At 64.8% G+C, this 18,531-nt stretch carries 21 protein-coding genes and 1 tRNA gene; 19 read left to right on the forward strand and 3 right to left on the reverse strand.

Features of this window, described 5'->3' with window-relative positions:
• Positions 1-19 precede the first annotated feature (19 nt).
• From ACOYR4_RS06025 to ACOYR4_RS06040, 4 genes are all read left to right on the forward strand, one after another.
• Entirely contained in the window at positions 20-1,111 is a 1,092-nt protein-coding gene (locus ACOYR4_RS06025; protein WP_209817319.1) for a M48 family metalloprotease, read from the forward strand.
• Between the two features lie 40 nt (positions 1,112-1,151).
• The gene (locus ACOYR4_RS06030; protein ID WP_422849629.1) at positions 1,152-1,625 is read left to right on the forward strand and encodes a RidA family protein; all 474 of its coding nucleotides are present in this window, start codon (positions 1,152-1,154) and stop codon (positions 1,623-1,625) included.
• Between the two features lie 28 nt (positions 1,626-1,653).
• Positions 1,654-1,920 carry a DUF7661 family protein gene (locus tag ACOYR4_RS06035; RefSeq protein ID WP_422848947.1) on the forward strand — a complete coding sequence of 89 codons (267 nt, stop codon included), beginning with the start codon at positions 1,654-1,656 and terminating at the stop codon, positions 1,918-1,920.
• 120 nt (positions 1,921-2,040) lie between these two features.
• The gene (locus tag ACOYR4_RS06040) at positions 2,041-4,107 is read left to right on the forward strand and encodes a bifunctional 2',3'-cyclic-nucleotide 2'-phosphodiesterase/3'-nucleotidase (protein WP_422848948.1); all 2,067 of its coding nucleotides are present in this window, start codon (positions 2,041-2,043) and stop codon (positions 4,105-4,107) included.
• A 137-nt stretch (positions 4,108-4,244) separates the two neighbouring features.
• Here ACOYR4_RS06040 and ACOYR4_RS06045 read toward each other — a convergent pair whose 3' ends face one another.
• Together ACOYR4_RS06045 and radC are read right to left on the reverse strand one after the other, a co-directional pair.
• Positions 4,245-4,991 (reverse strand): Smr/MutS family protein, encoded by a 747-nt coding sequence (locus ACOYR4_RS06045; RefSeq protein ID WP_422849630.1) that lies wholly within the window; start codon positions 4,989-4,991, stop codon positions 4,245-4,247.
• Positions 4,992-5,176: 185 nt separating this feature from the next.
• Entirely contained in the window at positions 5,177-5,890 is a 714-nt protein-coding gene (radC, locus tag ACOYR4_RS06050; protein ID WP_056641656.1) for a RadC family protein, read from the reverse strand.
• A gap of 97 nt (positions 5,891-5,987) precedes the next feature.
• On the opposite strand from radC, the gene ACOYR4_RS06055 reads away from it, so the two are divergent.
• Together ACOYR4_RS06055 and ispH are read left to right on the forward strand one after the other, a co-directional pair.
• A complete protein-coding gene (locus ACOYR4_RS06055) occupies positions 5,988-6,452 on the forward strand; it encodes an FKBP-type peptidyl-prolyl cis-trans isomerase (protein ID WP_015012908.1) in 465 nt (154 codons plus the stop codon).
• Positions 6,452-7,447, forward strand: coding sequence for a 4-hydroxy-3-methylbut-2-enyl diphosphate reductase (ispH, locus tag ACOYR4_RS06060; protein WP_060985944.1), 996 nt, complete (start codon positions 6,452-6,454; stop codon positions 7,445-7,447). Before ACOYR4_RS06055 ends, ispH begins: the two co-directional genes overlap by 1 nt.
• 129 nt (positions 7,448-7,576) lie before the next feature.
• On the opposite strand, the gene ACOYR4_RS06065 is transcribed toward ispH, so the two are convergent.
• A complete protein-coding gene (locus ACOYR4_RS06065) occupies positions 7,577-8,308 on the reverse strand; it encodes an HPP family protein (protein WP_110959512.1) in 732 nt (243 codons plus the stop codon).
• Between the two features lie 166 nt (positions 8,309-8,474).
• On the opposite strand from ACOYR4_RS06065, the gene ACOYR4_RS06070 reads away from it, so the two are divergent.
• From ACOYR4_RS06070 to ACOYR4_RS06130, 13 genes are all read left to right on the forward strand, one after another.
• On the forward strand, positions 8,475-9,416 hold the full coding sequence (locus ACOYR4_RS06070; RefSeq protein WP_422848949.1) for a threonine/serine dehydratase: 942 nt from the start codon (positions 8,475-8,477) through the stop codon (positions 9,414-9,416).
• Positions 9,417-9,448: 32 nt separating this feature from the next.
• The gene (serS, locus tag ACOYR4_RS06075; RefSeq protein ID WP_422848950.1) at positions 9,449-10,765 is read left to right on the forward strand and encodes a serine--tRNA ligase; all 1,317 of its coding nucleotides are present in this window, start codon (positions 9,449-9,451) and stop codon (positions 10,763-10,765) included.
• Between the two features lie 33 nt (positions 10,766-10,798).
• Positions 10,799-10,888 (forward strand) — tRNA-Ser (locus ACOYR4_RS06080).
• 176 nt (positions 10,889-11,064) lie between these two features.
• On the forward strand, positions 11,065-12,288 hold the full coding sequence (locus tag ACOYR4_RS06085; protein WP_422848951.1) for a tyrosine-type recombinase/integrase: 1,224 nt from the start codon (positions 11,065-11,067) through the stop codon (positions 12,286-12,288).
• A 137-nt stretch (positions 12,289-12,425) separates the two neighbouring features.
• Positions 12,426-13,103, forward strand: coding sequence for a hypothetical protein (locus ACOYR4_RS06090; RefSeq protein WP_422848952.1), 678 nt, complete (start codon positions 12,426-12,428; stop codon positions 13,101-13,103).
• 223 nt (positions 13,104-13,326) lie between these two features.
• On the forward strand, positions 13,327-13,476 hold the full coding sequence (locus ACOYR4_RS06095) for a hypothetical protein (protein WP_422848953.1): 150 nt from the start codon (positions 13,327-13,329) through the stop codon (positions 13,474-13,476).
• A 296-nt stretch (positions 13,477-13,772) separates the two neighbouring features.
• Positions 13,773-14,000, forward strand: a complete 228-nt coding sequence (locus ACOYR4_RS06100; RefSeq protein WP_422848954.1) for a hypothetical protein — start codon at positions 13,773-13,775, stop codon at positions 13,998-14,000.
• Complete coding sequence (locus ACOYR4_RS06105) at positions 13,997-14,338, forward strand: hypothetical protein (RefSeq protein ID WP_422848955.1); 342 nt, start codon at positions 13,997-13,999, stop codon at positions 14,336-14,338. The genes ACOYR4_RS06100 and ACOYR4_RS06105 overlap by 4 nt, the downstream gene beginning before the upstream one ends.
• A complete protein-coding gene (locus ACOYR4_RS06110; protein WP_422848956.1) occupies positions 14,335-14,601 on the forward strand; it encodes a hypothetical protein in 267 nt (88 codons plus the stop codon). Before ACOYR4_RS06105 ends, ACOYR4_RS06110 begins: the two co-directional genes overlap by 4 nt.
• Positions 14,602-14,604: 3 nt before the next feature.
• Complete coding sequence (locus ACOYR4_RS06115; RefSeq protein WP_422848957.1) at positions 14,605-14,910, forward strand: hypothetical protein; 306 nt, start codon at positions 14,605-14,607, stop codon at positions 14,908-14,910.
• The gene (locus ACOYR4_RS06120) at positions 14,910-15,851 is read left to right on the forward strand and encodes a toprim domain-containing protein (RefSeq protein WP_422848958.1); all 942 of its coding nucleotides are present in this window, start codon (positions 14,910-14,912) and stop codon (positions 15,849-15,851) included. Before ACOYR4_RS06115 ends, ACOYR4_RS06120 begins: the two co-directional genes overlap by 1 nt.
• Entirely contained in the window at positions 15,841-17,427 is a 1,587-nt protein-coding gene (locus ACOYR4_RS06125) for a YfjI family protein (RefSeq protein ID WP_422848959.1), read from the forward strand. The genes ACOYR4_RS06120 and ACOYR4_RS06125 overlap by 11 nt, the downstream gene beginning before the upstream one ends.
• A gap of 524 nt (positions 17,428-17,951) precedes the next feature.
• The gene (locus tag ACOYR4_RS06130; RefSeq protein WP_422848960.1) at positions 17,952-18,482 is read left to right on the forward strand and encodes a hypothetical protein; all 531 of its coding nucleotides are present in this window, start codon (positions 17,952-17,954) and stop codon (positions 18,480-18,482) included.
• Positions 18,483-18,531: the final 49 nt, after the last annotated feature.

The raw sequence follows: 18,531 nt of genomic DNA on the forward strand, positions 1-18,531 counted from the left end.
CCCTTCCATTGCCGCATCCATGAAGTTCTGGGATCACCAGCACAACGCGCGCAGCGAGACGCGCCGCCTGCTGCTGGGTTTTGCCTTCGCTGTGGTCGTTCTGGTGGCGGCCGTGCATGCGGCCCTGGCGCTGGCCTGGTGGCTGATGGTGGCGGTGCTGCCCGTGCACTTGCCCTTCCCACAAGGTTTTCTGGCCGCCAATGTGGGGGTCTCGCTGATGCTGGTGCTGGGCGGCTGGTGGGTGGAGACGTCCAACTTGCGCGCAGGCGGTGTCAAGCTGGCGCAACGTGTGGGCGCGCGCGAGCTGCGCCCGTCGCTGTCGCACGCCGAGCAGCGGCTGTCCAACATCGTGGACGAGCTGTGCATTGCCGCGCACATGGATCGCCCGCAGATCATGGTCATGCCGCGCACCGATGCCATTAACGCGTTCGCTGCCGGGTGGGACGAGAGCGACGCCGTCATTGCCGTGACGCAGGGCGCCCTGGACTACCTCACCCGCGAAGAGATGCAGGGCATGGTGGCGCACGAGCTGAGCCATCTGCACGAGGGCGACACGCGCCTGAAGATGCGCCTGGCGGGCATGGTGTTCGGGCTGGAGCTGGTCTACAACTTTGGCGACACGATGCGCGAGCGCCGGGGCCTGGCCTGGTGGTTCGGTTCGGCCATCATGGTAGCGGGCTTTGCGGGCTGGCTCACCGGCCGCATGCTCAAGGCCGCCGTATCGCGACAGCGCGAATACCTGGCCGACGCACGCGCCGTGCAATGGACCCGCAGCCGCGATGGCCTGGGTGGCGTGCTGCGCAAGGTCATGGCCCAGCGCCGCGACACACCTGCCGGGTATGCCGAGAACCCCGTCCACACTGGCTTGGCCCACCCGGCCGTGCAACACATGCTGCTGGTGGACGTACCCGGCCGCAGCCGCATGGAGCGCTGGCTGGATACCCACCCCACGCTCGACGACCGCGTGCAGCGCGTGTATGGCCGCCGCATGCAGCCCTTGCCCGCCGTGCCCGTGCCGGCAGGACATGAATCGGCGCGGCGTGACGAGGGTGGGGCGGCCGGCACCGTGTCGATCGCCTCGCTGGTAGACCCTTTTGCGCGCTTCATGTAGCCCGCAGCGAAGACTGCAGTTTTTCAGGAGACCCATGTTCATGTCACGCGATGCGAGATTTGAGGAACAGGCCCAGGCACTGGGCTACCGCTTTGATGGCGAGATCAAGATTGGTGGCAACTACGTCCCGCTGGTGCGTGACGGCCACCACATCTACCTGAGCGGGCAGATCCCGCGCGTGGGCGACACGGTGGTCGTTACGGGCGCGGCGGGGGCCGATGCCTCGCTGGCCGATGCGCAAAAGGCCGCCAAGGTCTGCGCGATGCGGGCGCTGGCGCTGCTGCAGCGCGCCGTGGGTTCGCTGGATGCCGTGCAATCCATCCTGCGCATTACCGTGTATGTGCAGTCGGCGCCCACCTTCACGCAGCAAAGTGAGGTGGCCGATGGCGCGTCGGAGGTGCTGTTTGCCGTGCTGGGAGAGGCCGGCGCCCACACCCGCACGTCGGTCGGGGTGCTGCAGCTGCCCAAGAACGCGACGGTGGAGGTGGACTTGATCGCCTCGGTGCGAACCTGACGGCTCCCTCGCGTCTGGACAAACTCCTATGACTGCCGCTGAACCAATCCCCACACCTGCTCAACAGCCGGAAGCCCATGGGTACCCGCGCTTCAATGTGTTCGGCCGCATCGTCGAAGTGCGCCGCGAAGGCGCGCTGTGGCAGGCCTACCGCGTGGGCGCTGACGGCAAGCGCACGCCCTCGGGCTTTGTGATCCCCGACTTTGTCGAAGAGCATGAACTTGTGCAATTTCTGGAAGACCTGTTCCACGAGAGTGCATCGCCCCACAACGGCGACGTGCACCGCATCGATTGAGCCGTAGCGAGGCCCGCTGACTGCCGCGTGCGGCGCGGGTGTTGCATCGACGTTGCCACGTCACACCGCTGTCAAACCCGGCCCAGACACTCGGTCCCTTGTTTCCAACAGGGACTGTTCATGTCTGAACGCATTCTGGGTTTTCTGATTTCTCCTTCGCAGGTTTCACGCCGTGTCGCCGCACTGGGTGTGGTAGCACTTGCTGCGTCGCTGGCCGCCTGCGGTGGCAGCAGCGACAACGCCAGCAGCAACGCGGGCGCCACAGCCACGCTGGCTGTGCTGGAGACCACCGACCTGCACTTCAATGTGCGCAGCTACGACTACTTCAAGCTGGCCGACGACAAGAGCTACGGCTTTGAGCGCACCGCCACGCTGGTGCGCGCTGCCCGCAAGGAGTTTGCCAACACGCTGCTGGTGGACAACGGCGACACCATTCAGGGCACTGCGCTGGCCGACTACGAGGCCACCGTCAGCCCCATACCTTGCACGCAGCAGCTGTCCATGTACAAGGCCATGGGCGCGCTGGGCTTTGATGCGGGCACGCTGGGCAACCACGAGTTCAACTACGGCCTGCCCTTCCTGAACCAGGTGCTGGGTGGCGGGCTGGACGTGGATGGGGTCGATGCCACCAAGAAATGCGCGGGCGCGGGCTACCCCGCCGTGCTGGCCAACGTGTACAGCAACAAGACCAAGAAGCCGCTGGTGCAGCCTTACACGTTGCTGGAACGCACGCTGGTGGCCAAGGGCACCGATGGCAAGGAAGTGAAGCTGCCGATCAAAATTGGTGTGATCGGCTTCACCACCCCCGGCATCATGAACTGGGACAAGCGCTACCTGGAAGGCAAGGTCTACACGGAAGGCGCCGTGGAATCCGCCAACAAGTACGTGCCCGAGCTGCGCGCAAAGGGCGCCGACATTGTGGTGGCGCTGTTGCACGGCGGGCTCGATAGTGCCGCCTACTCGGCCACCATGGAGAACCCGGGCTTGCACCTGTCCAAGGTGGCGGGCATTGATGCCATGGTGATGGGCCACCAGCACGGCGTGTTCCCCGACACCGCAGCCACCCCCAGCTTCAACCTGCCCGGTGTGGACCACAAGGCAGGCACGGTGAACGGTGTGCCCGCCGTCATGGCCGGCTCCTGGGGCAAGGCCCTGGGCGTGGTGCAATTGGCGTTGCAGTGGGACGGCAGCAAGTGGGTGGTCAACAAGACCGCCAGCAAGAGCGAGCTGCGCAACATCCAGAGCAAGAATGCCGCTGGCGCCACGGTGACTGTGGATGCAGACCCTGCTATCGCCCCTCTGATCGAGACACAGCACCAAGCCGCGATCCAGTATGTGAAGACACCGATCGGCCAGACTGACTTCCGCATGAGCACGCTGTTTGCTGATGTGGGTGACCCCGGCGCGATCCAGATCGTGAACCAGGCCCAGCAGGCCTATGTGGCGGCTTACATCAAGGCCAGCCTGCCGCAGTACGCTGCTTTGCCCGTGCTGTCGGTGAGCGCTCCATTCAAGAGCGGCTTCCAGGGCGGCGCGGACTACACCGACGTGGCCGTGGGCCCGCTGGCCATCAACAACGCGGCCGACCTGTACCTGTATCCCAACACGGTGTACGCGGTGAAGGTGAACGGCGCGGACATCAAGAACTGGCTGGAAGCCGCTGCCAAGCGCTTCAACCAGATCGACCCGGCCAAGACCACCGAGCAGCAGCTCATCAGCACTTTCCCGGGCTACAACTTCGACATGTTCACCACCGCGGACATGCAGTACGAGATCGACGTGACCCAGCCCGTGGGCAGCCGCATCAAGAACCTCACCTACCTGGGCAAACCCATCGATGGGGCGCAGGAGTTTGTGATCGCCACCAACAACTACCGCGCCACCAGCGGCAAGAGCTTTATCGACGAGCTGGACGGCTCGGGCACCATCTGGGCCTCGCCCGATGCCAACCGCGACGTGGTGATCGACTACATCCGCAAGAACCCGGCGGTGACTCGCACCGCCAACGGCGCGGCCAAGAGCTGGCGCTTTGCCAAGGCCACAGTGGCGGGGCCGGTGGTGTTCAGCTCAGGCGCCAATGCGCTCAGCGTGGCCCAAGCGGCCGGGCTGGGCAATGTGTCTTTGCTGGCGGCCGATGATGGGTCAGGCAAGGGCACGTCGAAGTACGGCGTGGACTTGTCCAAGTAGTCGTCCCCCTGCCGTTGTGGGTGCCGTGACGGTGCGTGCGTTTGCAGCGCCGCCACGGTGCGGTCTGTTGTAGAGCACTGTGTTGCTCTGTTTTTGATAGCTGCAAGCGCATATGGATCCGGCGCTTGCGGCTATTTTTATGAATTTTTGCGCAAAACGGGTTGCAGCAGTACCACCAGGGCGCCCGCGCCGCCATCCATGGGCCGCGCCTGCACGAAGGCCAGTACCTCGTTCTTCTGCACCAGCCAGCGCTGTACGCGGCCCTTGAGCACAGGGCTTTTGCCGGGCGAGCCCAGTCCCTTGCCATGCACCACGCGCACGCAGCGCAGGCCGATCTTGTGCGCGTGGCGGATGAATTCACCCAGCGCCTCGCGCGCGTCGTCCACACGCAGGCCGTGCAAGTCCAGGTGGCGCTGAATGCTCCAGTGGCCGGAGCGCAGGCGGCGCGTCACTTCCACGCCGATGCCTGGGCGGCGAAAGCTGAGCTGGTCGTCGGTGTCCAGCAGGGTGCTCACGTCGAAGTCGTCGCTGATGGATTCGAGCAGCACCCGCTCCTCGTCCAGCCAGTGCTGCACCGGCAGCGGCGGCGGCAGGTGGCGCCGCAGCCGCGCCACATTGGGGTTGCGCAGCGGGGTGACAGGGCCCACGCTGCGGCTGAAGAGGTAGCGCTCGGCCTCGGCCCGTGCTGCCGCTTCGCGTCGGGCTTTGTCTTCGGCCTCGCGGCGCTCCTGCTCCTCGCGCAGGCGGCGGGCCACGGTGGCTAGGTCCTGCAGCTGGGTGATGCGCTCACCCGCACGGCGCGGGGCCGGAGGGGCTCGGCGGCGGGGTGGTGAGGGGCTCGCTGCGGCTGTGGGCCCGGCGGGGGCCTGGCGCAGCGGGCGCATCGCTGCCTTGGCGGCTGCCTTTTTGTCAGCCAGGCCTGCGCGCCGGGCGGACCGGGGTGCGCTGGGGGCCGGGGCGGCGGCTGTGGCTTCCACCGGGGGCGCCTTGCCGGGAACAGCGCGCGCAGCACGCGCCAGCGCGGCTTGCAGGGCCGTGGGCGGCTGGGCGGGTGTGGGGGCTGGGGCGGTCACACCAGGCCCTTTTCAGCCATTGACAGCGCCTGGCCCGGTGCCACGATCACATGGTCGAGCACGCGCACGTCCACGAGGGCCAGCGTGGTCTTCAGGGTCTGGGTCAGCGCCTCATCCGCACGGCTGGGTTGTACGCTGCCGCTCGGGTGGTTGTGGGCCAGCACCACGGCTGCGGCCTGGTGGTGCAGGGCACGCAGCACCACCTCGCGCGGGTACACGCTGGTCTGCGTGAGCGTGCCGCGAAACAGCTCCTCCAGTGCCAGCAGGCGGTTTTGCGCATCGAGAAACAGCACCGCAAACACCTCGTGCCCCTTGGCGGCCAGGTGCAGTTGCAGGTAGTGCTTGACGGTATCGGGCGAGTCGAACACTTCGCGTTCACGCAGCTGCTGGGCCAGGGCACGGCGGGCCAGTTCCAGCACGGCCACCAGCTCGGCGCGTTTGGCGGGGCCCAGGCCTTTGATCCGCTCCAGATCGGCCGCGCTGGTGTGTAGCAACCCGGCAATGCCGCCAAAGCCGCCGGTGACAGCGCCCGTGTCCGGGTCGATGCCGGGCGGGTCCAGCAGCTCCTGCGCCATCTGCAGCACGCCCTTGCCCACGATGCCGGTGCGCAGCAGGATGGCCAGCAGTTCGGCATCGGCCAGCGCAGCGGGGCCGCGCGCCAGCAGTTTTTCGCGGGGCTGGGCGTCGGCGGGCAGGTCTTTGAGGGGCATGGCGCGAAGAAAGTACGTACGGGGCAGGGCACCGATGGACCCAGCCGATAGGGGTTTCCCCGGTTTTCTACAATCGGGGCAGTTTATCGGGACTCTCATGACCTCTATTTCCACCCCCCTTCCCACCGTTCAGCCGGGCTCCTTCCTCACGCTGCACTACCGCCTGGCTGGCCCAGCGGGGGATGTGATCAACACCTTTGCCGACAAGCCGGCCACCCTGTCGCTGGGCACGGGCGAGCTGTCGCCCGCCATGGAGCAGCGCCTGCTGGGCCTGGCCGAGGGCACGCGCACCACGTTCGAGCTGCCTGCGGGTGAGGCTTTTGGCGAGCGCAACCCCGACATGCAGCAGTGGGTGGCGCGCAAGCTGATGAACGAGCTGGGTGACCCCGACGAAAAGTACAACGTGGGCGATGTGGTGCAGTTCCCCACGCCCGACGGCCAGGGCAGTTACGCCGGTGCCGTGATGCAGGTGCGTGAAGACGGCGCGGTGCTGTTCGACTTCAACCATCCGCTTGCGGGCCAGCCTGTGACCTTTGAAGTGCAGCTGATCGGAATCCTGTGATGCTGGCGCCGAAAGAAATCCTGCTGGCCGAGCCGCGCGGCTTTTGCGCCGGTGTGGACCGCGCCATCGAGATCGTGGAGCGCGCTATCCAGAAATTTGGCGCCCCCATCTATGTGCGCCACGAGATCGTGCACAACACCTACGTGGTGAACGACCTCAAGGCCAAGGGCGCGATCTTCATCGAAGAGCTGTCGGATGTGCCCCCAGGCGCCACCTTGGTCTTCAGCGCCCATGGTGTGAGCAAGGCGGTGCAGCAAGAGGCCGAGGCGCGTGGCTTCAGCATTTTTGACGCGACCTGCCCGCTGGTGACCAAGGTGCATGTCGAGGTCGCCAAGCTCGCCAAAGAGGGTTACGAATTCATCATGATCGGCCACAAGGGCCACCCCGAGGTCGAGGGCACCATGGGCCAGCTCGACCACGGCATCCACCTGGTGGAAGACGTGGAAGATGTGGCCCGCGTGCAGCCCGCGCAGACCGAGAAGCTGGCCGTGGTCACGCAGACCACGCTGAGTGTGGACGACGCAGCCGAAATCTCTGCCGCCGTGCGGGCGCGCTTTCCGAACGTGCGCGAGCCCAAGCAACAGGACATCTGCTACGCCACACAGAACCGGCAGGACGCCGTCAAGGTGCTGAGCCCGCAGGTGGACGTGGTGATCGTGGTGGGCAGCCCCACCAGCTCCAACAGCAACCGCCTGCGCGAGCTGGCTGCCAAGCTGGGCACCACGGCCTACATGGTGGACAGTGCCGACGAGTTGCAGGGCGAATGGTTCAAGGGCCGTTCGCGCGTGGGGCTCACGGCGGGCGCCTCCGCGCCGGAGATTCTGGTACAGCAGGTTATCGACCGCATCAAGGCGCTGGGCGCAGTGTCGGTGCGCAGCATGGCGGGCATTGAGGAGACCATCAAGTTCCCGCTGCCCAAGGGGCTCAAGATTGACGCGGCCACGGGTCTGGAAATTCGTGAGCGCACGCCGGAGACGGGGCCGTCTGCGCACTGACGGCGGCGTGCGAGGTTGCCGCTGATCGTGCAAGGGCGCCGGTAGGCGCCTTTTTTATTCACTCCTGAATTGATAGCTGCTAGCGCATATTTCTCTAGCGCTAGCGGTCATTTTTATCCAAATATGCCCCTACAGAGGCACGGCGGGCCCGCTCCACAGGTCCAGCGGCGGGTCGGCCGCCACGGCGCGCAGGATGTCGGTGCGTGAAATAAAGCCCGACAGCACGCCCGCCTCGTCCGTCACCGGCAGGCCGGGCAGGCCGGTGTCCAGCAGCACGGCGGCCACGCGGCGCAGTTCGGTGTCGGGTGACACGGTGGGCACCGGGCTCACCATCACCTCGGCCACCGGGCGGCGGGCCAGGTCGATGGCCTGCTTGACGGCGCCGGGCTCGGGCAGCAGATCCAGCGGCGCCATGTCGGCCCTCAGCAGCAATCCGATCACGCGGCCCAGCGCATCCACCACGGGGGCCTGCGCCACCCGGTGCTCTGCCAGGGTCTGCCAGGCATCGTTCACGCGCACATCGGGCGCCACACTCACGCCGCCGGTGGTCATCACATCGCTCACCTTGGTCAACGGCTGGCGGGCACTGGCCTGGGGGCCTTGCTCCGTTTGCGCGTAGGCGCTCACGGCGTCCTGCAGGCGCAGGTTGACGACGGCGCCGGGTGCCGCCGCATGGGTGTGGTCGGCGGCGGTGGGGCGGGGCGGGGCCGTGAAGACGGGCACCGGCTGCCCGTCTTGTGCGTCCATGGCCCGCGTGCGCAGGGCCTGCGGGCGCTGCACGCTGCGCACCGCAGAAATACGTGCCAGGTTTTCGGGGCCGCCCCGGTACATCTGGCCCGACGGGCCGAACACAAAGAACATGCTTTTCTCCTGTGTGCAGAACCGCCGGACGGGTGGGGTTGGAACTGCTTTGCCCATGTTATCGGCAGTTGTGGGGCGCACGTGCAGTCCACGTTGTGTCTGCATGTTGCGGGCAGCCCCTACACTGCCCCTTCTTTTGACACCACCTGCCATCCGGAGCCCCTGCATGATCGACCGCGCCGCCATTGCCGCCGCCCGCCGCCAACTGGCCACCCAGCCCGACTTTTTGCGCACCACGCCGCTGATGCGCCTGTCCGGCAAGTCCTTGGGCGTGGACTGTGCCGAGGTCTGGCTCAAGCTGGAGCATCTGCAGGTGGGTGGCAGTTTCAAGGCGCGCGGCATGCTCTACCGTCTGCTGGCCAACCCGATGCCCGAGAGCGGCGTGATCATCGCCTCGGGCGGCAACGCGGGCATCGCCGTGGCGGCGGCCGCCCAGGCCTTGGGCGTGCGCTGTGAGGTGTTTGTGCCCGAGGTCTCGCCCGAGGCCAAACGCGCTCGCCTGCGCGCCCTGGGGGCGGAGGTGGTCGTCACCGGCGCCGCGTATTCCGAAGCCTTTGAAGCCTGCGTGGCCCGCCAGAAGACCACCGGCGCCTTGCAGGCCCATGCCTACGACCAGCCCGAAGTGGTGGCCGGCGCGGGTACCCTGGCGCTGGAGATGGAAGAGCAGGGCGGCCGCCTGCCCGATACGGTGCTGGTCAGCGTGGGCGGCGGTGGCCTCATTGGCGGTGTGGCCGCATGGGTGGAAAGCCGCGCCCATGTGGTGGCGCTGGAGCCCGAACGCGCACCCACCCTGCACGCTGCGCGGGCTGCGAGCCAACCGGTGGATGTGGAGGTGGGTGGCGTGGCCGCCGACTCGCTCGGTGCCCGCCGCATCGGGGCGATCAGCTGGGAGGTGAGCCAGCGCCACGTACACGATGCGTTGCTGCTGCCCGACGACGCCATCCGCGCGGCCCAGCTGTGGCTGTGGAAGGAGCTGAAACTGGCCGTGGAGCCCGCTGCCGCGCTGGGCTTGGCAGCTTTGCAATCCGGCGCCTACAAGCCCCAGCCGCAAGAGACGGTGGCCCTGATTCTCTGCGGCGCCAACTTTGACCCCGCCAGCCTTGCCTGAGCCTGTGCCGACCACCCCCTTAAAATCCTGCAATGCTTGACATTCTTCTCCTCCGCAAAGACCTCGACACCGCCATCGCGCGGCTGGAAACCCGCAAAAAGCCCCAGGCCTTTCTGGACGTCTCCGCTTTCCAGGCCCTGGAGTCCGAGCGCAAGACGCTGCAGACCCGCACCGAAGAGCTGCAGGCCCAGCGCAACCAGCTGTCCAAGCAGGTCGGCATGCTGATGAGCCGGGGTGACAAGGACGGCGCCGAAGCCGTCAAGGCCCAGGTGGCCGCAGGCAAGGTGGAGCTGGAACAATCCGCCGCCCGCCTGGAACAGATCCAGTCCGAGCTGCTGGCCATGCTGGTGGCCGTGCCCAACCTGCCGCACGAATCCGTGCCCGTGGGCAGCGACGAAGCGGGCAATGTCGAAGTGCGCCGCTGGGGCACGCCTGCGAAGTTCGATTTCGAAGTGAAGGACCATGTCGATGTGGGCACCCCGCTGGGCCTCGATTTCGACATGGGCGTGAAGCTCTCGGGCTCGCGCTTTACCGTGATGAAGGGCTCGATTGCTCGCCTGCATCGCGCGCTCAGCCAGTTCATGCTGGACGTGCAGACGCAAGAGCACGGCTACACCGAGTGCTACGTGCCTTACGCAGTGAACGCCGACTCGCTCAAGGGCACCGGCCAGCTGCCCAAGTTTGAAGGCGACCTGTTTGCCGCCAAAAAGGGCGGCCAGGACGGCGAACCCGTGCCCGACAACGCGGCGCTGTACCTCATCCCCACCAGCGAAGTGCCGCTGACCAACTTCGTGCGCGACGTGGTGGTGGCCGAGGCCGACCTGCCCATCAAGCTCACGGCCCACACGCCATGCTTCCGTTCCGAAGCAGGCAGCTACGGCCGCGACACGCGCGGCATGATCCGCCAGCACCAGTTTGACAAGGTCGAAATGGTCCAGATCGTGCACCCCGACAAGAGCTACGAAGCGCTGGAGGAAATGACCCGCCACGCCGAGGCCGTGCTGCAAAAGCTGGGCTTGCCCTACCGCGTGATGAGCCTGTGCACGGGCGACATGGGCTTTGGCGCCGCCAAGACTTACGACCTGGAAGTGTGGCTGCCCGCGCAGAACACCTACCGCGAAATCAGCTCGGTGAGCAACTGCGAAGCCTTCCAGGCCCGCCGCCTGCAAGCCCGCTTCAAGAACGCCCAAGGCAAGAACGAGCTGCTGCACACCCTGAACGGTTCTGGCCTGGCCGTGGGCCGCACGCTGGTGGCGGTGCTGGAAAACTACCAGCAGGCCGATGGCAGCGTGACGGTGCCCGAGGTGCTGCGCCCCTACCTGGGCGGCACCGCCGTGCTCAAGCCCTGAAAATCTGGCTATAATCGAAGGCTTCGACACACAGGAGAGGTGGCAGAGTGGTCGAATGTACCTGACTCGAAATCAGGCGTAGTGGCAACACTACCGTGGGTTCGAATCCCACCCTCTCCGCCAGTTTGACGTTCAACGACGTTCAAAACTGACCAGCAAACCCCGCTTTCCCACAGGTAAGCGGGGTTTTTTTTGTCCAAAGTCGTCCAAAGGCAGACAGTTGAAGCCACGCAAACCGGGGGGCACAATCGGGGGCATAAATCGGGCTTTTCCGATGCTCCCCAAAATGTGCCCCCAAAATGCCTCTGACCGACACAGCGTGCAAGAAGGCCACCTGCCCCGAGGGGCGCCCAAGCGTTCGCCTGGCCGATGAAAAAGCCCTCTACCTGGAGGTGACCGCAGCCGGGGGCAAATACTGGCGCTGGAAGTACCGGCACGGCGGCAAAGAAAAGCGCTTGGCGCTGGGTGTCTATCCTGAAGTGAGCCTGGCGCAGGCCCGCGAGGCTCGCGACGATGCACGCAAGCTGCTGAAAGATGGCACCGACCCCGGCCAGGTCCGGCGCGAAGCCAAGGCGGCCAGCGCGTTTGACCAGGCCAACACTTTCGAGGCCGTGGCGCGGCTGTGGTGGGACCACTGGAGGGACGGCAAAAGCCCGCGCCATGCTGACTACGCCATCAAGCGCCTGGAGGCGGACGCCTTCCCCTTGCTGGGTTCGCGGCCCATTGCCAGCCTGACCGCCAAAGACCTGACGCGCATGGCCAAAGCCGTGCAAGAGCGCGGCGCCATCGACCTGGCGCACCGGGTGCTGCAGATGGCTGGCCAAGTGATGCGCTACGCCGTGGCGCACGACCTGATTGATCGCAACCCGGCCACGGATGTGAAGCCCAGCGACACCCTCAAGAGCCGCAGGAAAGAGAACTACGCCCGCCTGGGTGAAAAAGAGCTGCCCGAGCTGCTGCGCAAGATCGAGGCGTATCAGGGCGGGCCCTACACGCGTCTGGCCATGCAGTTGATGGCGCTCACGTTCGTGCGCACCACCGAGCTGATCGCGGCACGCTGGGCAGAGTTTGACCTGCAGGCCGCTGAGTGGCGCATACCGCCCGAGCGCATGAAGATGAAAACGCCCCACATCGTGCCCCTGTCGCCGCAGGCGGTGGAGGTGCTGAAGGTGTTGCACACCCTCTCAGGCGGGCGCGAGCTGCTGTTCCCTGGCGAGCGTGACCACGCCAAGCCCATGAGCAACAACACGATTCTGAAAGCGCTGGAGCGCATGGGCTACAAAGGCCGCATGACGGGCCACGGGTTCCGGGGCATGGCGTCCACCATCCTGCATGAGCAGGGCTACCCGCACCACGCCATTGAGCTGCAGTTGGCCCACCAGGAGCGTAACGAAGTAAGCGCGGCCTACAACCATGCCCTGTACCTGAAAGAGCGGCGCGTGATGATGTGCGAGTGGGCGAACCATCTGGACAAACTGCGGCGGGGCGCCGACGTGGTTCCGCTGCGCGCTGGAGTAGCGTGATGGGCTCATAGGCCGGGCGCCAAGTGCGCACAGTTTTCAGCCACGCCTAGCCCGAGACTGATCCCCGAGGGCGAAAACCGGGACACCCTGACCTGGCGGCGCTGGCTACTTATTCAGGGCGTGACACAGGGGGCGCCATGATTCATGAGAGCGGAAGTGATGGGAAAGAGGATTTTGGATTTCTTGGTTTTGGCGCTGTTTATGACCTTGAAGTCGCTGAGCTAGAGAAGGTTCTTGAGCGCATTCTTCCGGGTGGCGCTGCATTGGTTGAGGCTTTCTTTGCACCAGATACAGTGGTTAATGTCGAATGGTTTGCCGAGTCGGATTCCGCTCATTTACGTGACGTAGAAACTGGTGAAGTTACGACGATCACGAACACCAATCAGCTCGCCTTTCTGAGCTTGGTGGCTGTCTTGCATGAGTCTCGATCACAGTACGAAAAAGGAAATGTAGATCTCGGATGGCGGTCGCTGGTCGGTTTTTCGCACAGCTTGCGAGGTTTGAATGCACAACTCGATGCCATTGATAGCGGTGACGCACCTTCTCGCGAAATTACCTTGCTGAGAAGCGAACTTGCTGCGGCCGGTGCACGAGGAGCTGATGCTAAGCACGCGAAAACAAGAGCGCTGAAGGAGTGGGCTGTTAAAAATGCTTGCGCCAGTCGCGGGTCTGACCGAGAAATTAGCCGAGCTCTTGCCGCAAAGCTGCCTGCCGAATTTGTAGATGTGTCCGTTGATCCGGAGCGATTGATCTATGAAGCACTGCGGGTTATGCGAAAGCTGAAATGCGGGTTACCTGTGGCTGACCAGCCGTAACCGCTAGCCCGCCGCATGTAACGGCTAGCCTGCCAGCCGTACTGAATACAGAAAACCGCTCGCACAGTCGCCCCATGTCCAACAACAGACAAGGGCGGCCAAGATGGCAATTTTGCGAATCTGCGGGGTCACTGCAATCACGGGCCATCGGTCCAAAACATCGGTTTACAACGCAGTCCAAGCCGGGCTTCTGACCAAGCCTGTGGCGATTGGCCTGCGCTCAGTGGGGTGGCCAGATTACGAGGTTGAAGCCGTCACGGCGGCGCGTGTTGCGGGGCAACCCGATGAGGCCATTCGCGCGCTGGTGAACAAGCTCCACGCGCAGCGGGCCGAGCGCTTCGAGGCGCTGACGCAAACGGTGGCGCACGCATGAGCGCGGCGCTTTACACAGCGGCGGCAAGCCGTGCTACATTCCACCCCGGTGTTGAAAAACACCACGGGTTTGGCGACCCGATCACAGTAGGCGCAGCAGCCGCGCCCTTTTTGGTCAGCGGCTTTTTTCATGTCCACATGCTGCGTGTGGCGCACGGCTTCCTTTACGGCGGGCCGTGTTGGGACACCCGCAAGGGTGTGCCGGTACCTACTGCCGGTTCGCCAACCCGACACGGTCTGCCACCTTCATTTGGCGATGAAGGCGGCAGGTTTCAAACCTGTTCAGTAGGAGCCATCATGGCTAACACCACACCCATGGGCCGCATTGCGCCCGCATCCAAGCCCAGCACGGGCAACACCCCCCACTTTGACCCTGTCGCCTTGCATGGCGAGGCCATCAACGCTTGCGCGATGGCTACCTACTACACCCGCAAGGGCAACCACGCGGGCGCGGCGCGCAAGAGCGTTCAGGCGCTGGCCGCACTGCGGCGCCTGGCTGTGTTGACGAAAGGTGGTGACGTATGAGCACCGCCATCGTTACCCCTATGGGGAACCTTGCAGAGAACTTTATCGGACTGCAAGACAACGCCCCCGCCGTGATCTTGAACCCCGATGCGCACCCGCTGGCGGTGCTGGCATGGTGCTGGGGGGAGGTTGAGAGCCTGTCCGAAGCTGCGGGCGTGTACGCCAGCGCTGCAGCTGGGCGCGACGGTGTTGCGGACCAAGGCTGTGCCTTCAATGCCATGTTCACGCACCGGCTGCAGTGTCTGCCTGGTGTCATGGGCTTGGCGATACAAGCGCTGATGCACGACCGTGACCGCATGGCCGCTGTCCTGCCAGATGAAGCAGGAGGCAGGGCATGACTGAGAAAACGAAACTGCCCGGCACTGTGCAAATGGAATTGGCCCAAATGCGGGATGTGATAGGGCTTGTTGCATTTGCTGTGGAGGCTCGGCGCACCCTGGAGGCGATTGATACGGTTGCAGAAGGCATGCCCCACATCGGTGAGGCATTGACCGGCGCGATTGATATGCGTCGCCAATGGAGCCAATGCCCCGACACCGCTGCGACTGTGTTGGACGGCATCTATCACCGCCTCGATGAACTTCTGAATGTGGGGGAATGAGCCATGCAACCCACCCACGACGCGCGGCAGGCAGCACACCAGGCGGCCCTGGCCGCAGCAGAGCGCACCTTGCACCAGGCCCACAAGTTCGCAGCGCTGCATGCGACGACAAAGCCCCTGTTTGAAAAGTTGATGCGCCGTCCCGGATCGCGCCCGGTACTGGTGCGCTTCGTGTTCCCTGGCGTGCTGCTCGTGTGTGACCCGGCGACGGGCGAAGTGTTGGCCCGGTCAATGCCGGGCCAACTGCAGCAGCTTGTGCCGGGGTTTGTACCTGGCGCATCGCTTGCTGACGACAACAAGGAAACCTGATGACCCACAAAGAAAAAGCCGCCAGGGTGTTACCAGCACCCAAGGCGGCTATCCATAAACCAGACCGTGTGATTATTGTCGGCGACATTGGGCGCGTCAATGCTGGGGGGCAGGGCGCTTCGATGCTGCAAGCCATGCAGATGGCAGGCATGGCGCCCGCCAAAGCGCTTGACCTGGTGCCTGATGGCAAGCTGCGCCGCTACCGCGTTGAGGGTGACAAGTCGGGTAGCACCAATGGCTGGTATGTGCTGCACAGTCACCCCATTCTGGCCGGTGCGTTTGGCAGTTGGAAAACTGGTGAATCGCACAACTGGCATGAAGTGCGCGCGAAGCCCCCCACGCCCGAGGAGCAGGCCGCGCTGCGCAGGCACCTACAGGCCGCGCAGGCGGCGCGGGTGGTTGAGCAAGGCCGCGTGCACGCAGAGGCGCAGGCCAAGGCGGCGCGTTTGTGGCGGCAGGCCAGGCCGGCTACCAATGCGCACCCGTACCTGGAGCGTAAGCGCATTGGCGCCATCGGTATCAGGCAGCTGCGCGACATGCTGCTGATTCCGGCACGGGATTCGAATGGCACGCTGCACACGCTGCAATTCATCGGGCCAGATGGCTCCAAGCGCTTTCTGTCCGGCGGGCGCATCGCGGGCTGCTACTACTCCATGGGGCGGCCTGTGGATTGCCTGCTGCTGTGTGAAGGCTACGCCACGGCAGCGACGGTGTTTCAGGCCACGGGTGTGGCCACGGCTGCGGTGTTCAACTGCGGCAACCTGATGGCGGTGGCCAGGGCTTTGCGGTCGAAGTTTCCGCGCCTGCGCATCGTGGTGTGTGCCGACAACGATGCCGCCACGCCTGGCAACCCTGGTCTGACCAAGGCCACCGAGGCGGCGCGGGCCGTGGGTGGGTTTGTGGCTGTGCCTCGTTTCGAGGGGGTGCGCCATGGTGTCTGAGACATTCCCCCCGTTGGCTGAGAACCTGACCGACTTCAATGACCTGGCTGCAGCCGAGGGCCTGGAGGCGGTGCGCGAGCTGATCGACCAGGCTGCGCCCGCGACACCGCCACCGCCAGCGCCCGAATGGCCTGACCCCATCCTGCCCGGCATGCGGCGCGTGCCTGACATTCCCGTGACCGTGTTGCCGGACTGGCTTGCTGCGATGGCCAATGCCGTGGCTGAGAGCACGCAGACACCGCCAGCCCTGGCGGTCATGTCGTCTTTGGCGGTGCTGGCCACGGTGCTACAGCGCCGGTTTGAGGTGGCGCCCTACAGCGACAGCTACACCGAGCCGTTGGCGTTGTGGACCCTGAGCGCCACGCCCAGCGGCACTCGCAAGAGCGCGGTGCTGAATGCAATGCTGGGGCCGCTGGTGCATTGGGAGAAGCTGCTGCGCGACCGCATGCGCCGGGAGATCGTGCGCGTTGCTTCTGTCCGGGCAGTGGCGGAAAAGCGCATCGAGCGCCTGAAGCAAGACGCGGCCAAGGCCAAGGATTCGACCGAGCGGGAGGCGCTGACTGCAGAGATTGAGCGCGAGCAGAACGAAATGCCCGACGAGCTGCGGGCGCCGCGCCTGTTTACCGGCGACACCACCGCCGAGCGACTGCAGGCGCTGCTGGTGGAGCATGGCGAGCGCATGGCGGTGCACAGCGATGAGGCGGGAATCTTCCTCATCATGGCTGGCATCTACAACGGTGGGGCATCGAACCTGGATGTGTTCCTACAGGGGCACGCGGGCACCACTATGCGCGTGGACCGAGCGGGGCGCAGCGCCCATATCGACCAACCCGCGTTGTCCTTTGGCCTGCTGCTGCAGCCTGGCGTGATGGCTGAGGTTGCCAGCTCTCGCAGGTTCCGCGACTCGGGCCTGCTGGCCCGGTTCCTGTACGCCATCCCCGTCAGTAATGTGGGCAGCCGTGATGTACGCAAGCGAGCTCCTATCCCCGATGGCGTGCGCGACGATTACGAGCGCCGCCTGCACCAGCTATTGGAGGGTGTGCCCGCACCGACCGCTGCACCCAAGACCCTGACTCTGTGCGAGGCAGCGCGGGAAATCTGGCTGGACATGTCCGAGGCCATCGAGCGCCAGCAGGGCGAGGGCGGGCGGTACGAATCCATCAGCGACTGGACCAGCAAGCTACCCGGCGCGGTGGCGCGTATTGCTGCCCTGCTGCAGCTGGCCACCTCCGGCCTGGACACTAAGGAGGTGGGGTTTGAGTGCATGGACAACGCCGTGACCCTGGCGCGTCTGCTGATCCCACATGCGCAGGCAGCGTTTGGGATGCTGGGCACCGATGCCACAGATGTGGATGCAGGGGCCATCGTGCGCTGGGTTCGGGTGCATGGGCTGGCTGAGTTCACCAAGCGTGAGGCACAGCGTGCGCAGGAGGGGCGATTCAGGAGCGTTGATAGGTTGCAGAAGGCCCTCGACAGATTGGAGCACCAGGACGTTGTGCGGTCATTCAAGCGCCACAACAAGGGCGCACCACCGAGCACTTGCTATCAGGTGAACCCCAAGGCTCTGTCGACATAGTTGAGTTTGTCGCCATAAGCAGTTTTAGAACCTCTTTTCTTTTCTATATCAATGACTTACGAAAAAGGAGACCTACCCCTGTCGACAGGTCGACAAAGTCGACAAACCCGACCCGCTCCGAATGTGTTGAGCGCCCAGGTCCACCCAGTCTGTCGACTTTGTCGACCTGTCGACGGGGTTGGGCAGTCACCAGGTGCGGGTGACTGCCGAGTGCGTAGGGCTGCTGTGTTGTCGGTGAGGGGGGTGTGTCCGGGTCCTTCCGGGAGGGGGGCAGCACGGGTAATTCGCACCCCGTTATTTTTCTAGTCGTCCACTTTTGTTCGAGGTAAGTAAGCATGGTGATAGGCCCAGCATTGGGTTCTTTGCAGGTGTTCCACAGTGCGGATCGTTCGCGCCGCATGCTCGGACTGTTCACGCAATGCTCCAAGGGGGTTAAGTGAAGATTGGGCTACGACCAGGGGGGGCGACTTTCGGGCATTCTCGGACCCCTACACGCCTCGGATGCGATGCCAAGGAGTCTTGCCATGAATAGGCCTGTCATCGCCAATCCATGGTCCGGCCTGGTAGCGCAGCATGCCGGTCGACATGATGGACTTGATACCGTCAGCACAGTGTTGCTTGCGTTGATGGACGGGACGCCTGTGCCAGCGCGGGCTGCGGTGCACTTGGCGCAGGCGTTGCGTCCGTGTCTTGATGGTGACAACGACATTGCTGGGCGTCTCGGGCTGAAGGCGCCCACGCGGGGTCGGGCGCATGAGGCGCCTGCCAACCTGTCGAAAAAGCTGCGGCGGGATGAGCTCATTCGCCAGCTGGTTTCTGACATGGGGCCACCGAGGGCCGCGAGCGCTCTGGCGGTTGAGATCCTTTGGCTCTATTACCTGACCCTTCCGCCGAGCGTGCCACAACGTGCTGGTTCATTCCAGCCGAAAAGTTTTCCCCTTTTGGCTGAGCTGGTGCGCGATCATGGAAAACCGCTGAGCCGCCGCCAGATCGAACGTATAGCGCGCGGAGATCCAGCCTACGCTCGGCGTAAAAATGACGTGAAAAAATTCTGAATGTCATTCGCTGTGGGAGGTTGACACTTCATGCACACCATGAGGTGCA

The organism is Acidovorax sp. M14 (genome assembly GCF_049331375.1).
Taxonomy (GTDB): Bacteria; Pseudomonadota; Gammaproteobacteria; order Burkholderiales; family Burkholderiaceae_C; genus Acidovorax.